A 3852-nucleotide genomic window follows, 5' to 3' on the forward strand; every position below is an offset into this window, starting at 1 on the left:
GTAGGAAGAAAATCAGGAATACAGGTAGTAATAGTGGTATAATTAAATGTTGGCGTAACTAAAGGGTTTACGGTTATTGTAATTGGAATTACGCTTGCACATTGCCCTGTATTTGGCGTAAATGTATAAGTTGATGTACCAAAGCTAGATGTATTTATTGTTGATGGATTCCATGTTCCTGTTATTCCGTTTAATGATGTTGTAGGTAATACTGGTGCTATATCACCAACGCAAAGTGGGGAAAAAGGATTAAATGTTGGTATAATCAAATTAGGAACTGGATTTATTGTACTTTGGATTGGTGAAGAAATACATCCTGAAGTCAAATCTCTAACTGAAACATTATAAGTGCCTGGTATTAAATTAGGAAAAGTTGAACTTACTTGATAATTAGTTCCATCAATACTATATTCTAAATTTGCTCCTAAAGGTGATGTAATTATAATAGAACCTGTTGGAACTGTACAAGTGGGTTGCGTAATTGTAACTACTGTTGAAGGTGGCGGGGTAATAGTAACATTTACAGAAGTCAAACTTGAACATCCAGAAACTGGATCAAAAACAGTCACTGTATATGTTCCAGACTGGGTAGCAGTACCTGGATTTGGGGTATTTAACGCTAAACCTGGTCCATTCCATGTAATCGTAACACCTAAGTTTGTCGAATTTCCAATTAGTTTAACCGTACAATCCGCTTGATTAAATGTAGTAGCTGAGACATTTGGTGCAGATGGTACTGGAGTAACAACTAAAGTAAGTGAGTTTGAAATACAACCAGAAATTATATCTTTAACGGTAACATTATAAGTTCCTGGTGCCAAACCAGTAAAATTTGGACTCGACTGATAACTACTTCCGTTAACACTATATTCATATATAACAAATTGATAGGTTCCAATATTCGTATAATCTTGAGGGTCTAACGCTAACCAATCTGCTGGATTCCAAATCAAACTTGGATGTGGAGCATTTGCCAATCTTCTGTAGGTATAGCCATCTAAATTACCTGGTGTAAAATCTACTCCATCTGTTCTTCCCCATAAATCAACTTCTACATCGGTACTTGTGGTCAAACGAATGTTATCATTGGTATTAAAACCTGCACACAAATTCACAACCAAATCTGGGACTACTCCATCTTGATTCGTAGTACTACCAATGGAAACAATATAAACATCATTATTTGCGAGAGTTCCAACCAATGGAAAATCACAATTCAAAGACGGGCCAGGGTTCCCGTTATTATATATTTTTAACTTATAATTGACCAAATTTTTAGACACACCAGTTGCGTTATAAATTTCAATATAGGATAATGCTCCCGTACTTTCATCGGTTACTTCAGAAATAAACAAATCGGACGGAACTGGAATAGGTGTTGTATTTAATGGACTTGTAAAAACAATTGTTCCTGTTGAAATTGTACATGTTGGTTGCTGCGTTACACTTGCCACCGGATTCGGAAGCGAACAAGGTAACAACGAAAGGCAAGTTTGAGTTGATTGCGTAAAACAACCTGTTCCAACGGGGGTGACAAAAATTTGCACAGAATCACCTGGACTTAAAGCATTAATAGTTTGACTGAGTGAAGGTAAACTTCCTAAATTTACCAATGCACCTCCATTAATACTATAAGATCTTATATAAGAAGTTGCTCCTGCAACTGTAGTCCAATTAAAGGTTACTGAATTAGCTGTTGGAATGCCACATGAGATTGTAGGAGATAGTGATGGAGTAACTGTAACTGTTACAGAATTTGATAAATTACAAGTTAATGCCCCTGTAAATGATATATCATCTAAAGCAAAATCGTTTCCAGAAGTTGTAGTTGTTCTGTCATACATACAAATTTGTGCTGTAGTACTTACACCAGAATTCCAAGTATAGGTTCTTTGCACCCAACTACAAGATGTTGTTGGAGCTAATGCAGAACCAATTGAAACACCATTGATAAGAACATCTATATTGGCAGGATTAGGAGTAGCTACTGTCTGAATAAAATAACTAAACGTATAATTCTGCCCAGGAACTACAGTAACTGTTTGACACCATACTCTGTCATTTCCCCCATTTAAGTTAGAACCATCAACAACCATCATGTTTCCTGAGCCTCCATTTGCCGTACAAGGAGAAAATCCGCCAAACCAACTATTCGAATTAGTGACAATACCATAGGTTCGTTGCGCACCAGCTGGAACAGTTACTGTTAAGAATTGATAATCTGTAGTAAATCCGGTATTTCCTGATGAAAAATTACCATTAGTAATTAATTGAGTAGAAGTCGAAGTTGAAGTAGATGATGCTGTATAGGTTGTAGGTTGAGTTGGACTTACTGTAGGTGAAGCACTGTTAGGAGCTACAAGAGTTGGATCAGCTGGAGATGCTGTCCAAGTATAGGGATTTGCACTCCCACTTACCGATAAAATTGTTGGGCTACCAGCACAAATAGATGTTGATGAAGCACTTACATTTAAATTGGCTGGTTGAGTGATAATAATATTTGATTGTGAAACAACTGATGGAGGACTATTGCTATCGGAGACAGAAACAGCATAAGTTCCTGGAGCTAACCCAGAAAAAATTCCCGTTGAATTGGTTTGAGAGGCAGTACCAGATAATGAATAATTTACATAAGGTTGCACTCCATTAACTCCTGAAACTACTATAGAACCATTGTTAGCATTGGGACAGGTAACATTTGAAAAAGAAACTGATAATGATAAAGGTAAGGGTGCAGCGGTAACCGAAAAATCATCCACTGCAAAATCATTACCGTCAAAACTAGTATTATTATTATATAATTTAATATTAACACAAGAACCATTTGGTTTAAAAGTGAAAACCACTTGCTGCCAACCATTCGCAGTTGGAGGTGCTGTTAAACTACCTGAAACAAGTGTAACTGAATTGGCATTTAAAATATCAACCCCAATAATAGCTGGAGTTGGAGTACCCGATACTGGTCCATAAATTGATCTAATCCAATAACTAAAAGTATAAGTTGCACCAATGGTTAATCCACAAACACCACCCCCACCATTACCAGCTTCCCAAAAATTTTGTTGACCACCAGTGGTATTTCCATCTATAGCCATCATAATCCCAGTTCCAGTGGTATGATCCCCAACAGAAACAAAGGATGCAGTATTTATCAATTGTGGATTAGTAACTAAAGCCCAATTCCCTGAATTAGTGTTGCCCGAAAAAGGGGGAGTTAGCCGAACATAACCGGCACCATTTGAAAAGAAACCAATTACTGTACCTGTTTCAAAATTTCCGTTATTGAGTAAATTTTGTGAAAACCCTTTAAAACAGAAAAATGATATGACAACTAATAATAATTTATAAAAAAAGTGATTTGACTTCATCTTAAAATATCTTTTGAATAAGACTTAGAATTTATTTGTGGGATTTGTTTAAAAACAAAAATCAAAGGTATTGTATTTATTATCAGTAGCATATTTTTTTTAAGTAAATTGACCTATAAAAAAACTCAACAAAAGATCTTTTTTTTTCTATTTACTGATTTTTTCTTCTACTTCGTTCTGTTTTCAATAAATTAAGCTCTCTACTGGTTTGACCAGCTACCGAAGTATTTTCTTCGGCTCTTCGGATAAGGTAAGGCATCACATCACGAACGGGTCCAAAAGGTAAATACTTGGCTACATTATAACCATGGGCAGCCAAATTATAACTGATATTATCACTCATACCATATAATTGTCCAAACCAAATTCTGTTATCATTTTTAGCAATACCTTTTGATTTCATCAACTCGATTACTTTGTAGGAACTTAATTCATTGTGGGTTCCTACAAAAATGGACATCGAATCTAAATTATCCATCATATA

The 3852-nt window shown here is 35.6% G+C and carries 2 protein-coding genes; both read right to left on the reverse strand.

Annotated elements, in window-relative coordinates:
• A partial coding sequence (locus ACK5ON_RS02555; RefSeq protein ID WP_409819589.1) for a lamin tail domain-containing protein occupies positions 1-3368 on the reverse strand: 3368 nt, incomplete at its 3' end.
• A gap of 151 nt (positions 3369-3519) precedes the next feature.
• Positions 3520-3852 (reverse strand): proline dehydrogenase family protein (locus ACK5ON_RS02560; RefSeq protein ID WP_409819592.1); only part of this gene is annotated, 333 nt, incomplete at its 5' end.

It is taken from the genome of Flavobacterium sp. (genome assembly GCF_046317795.1).
GTDB lineage: Bacteria > Bacteroidota > Bacteroidia > Flavobacteriales > Flavobacteriaceae > Flavobacterium.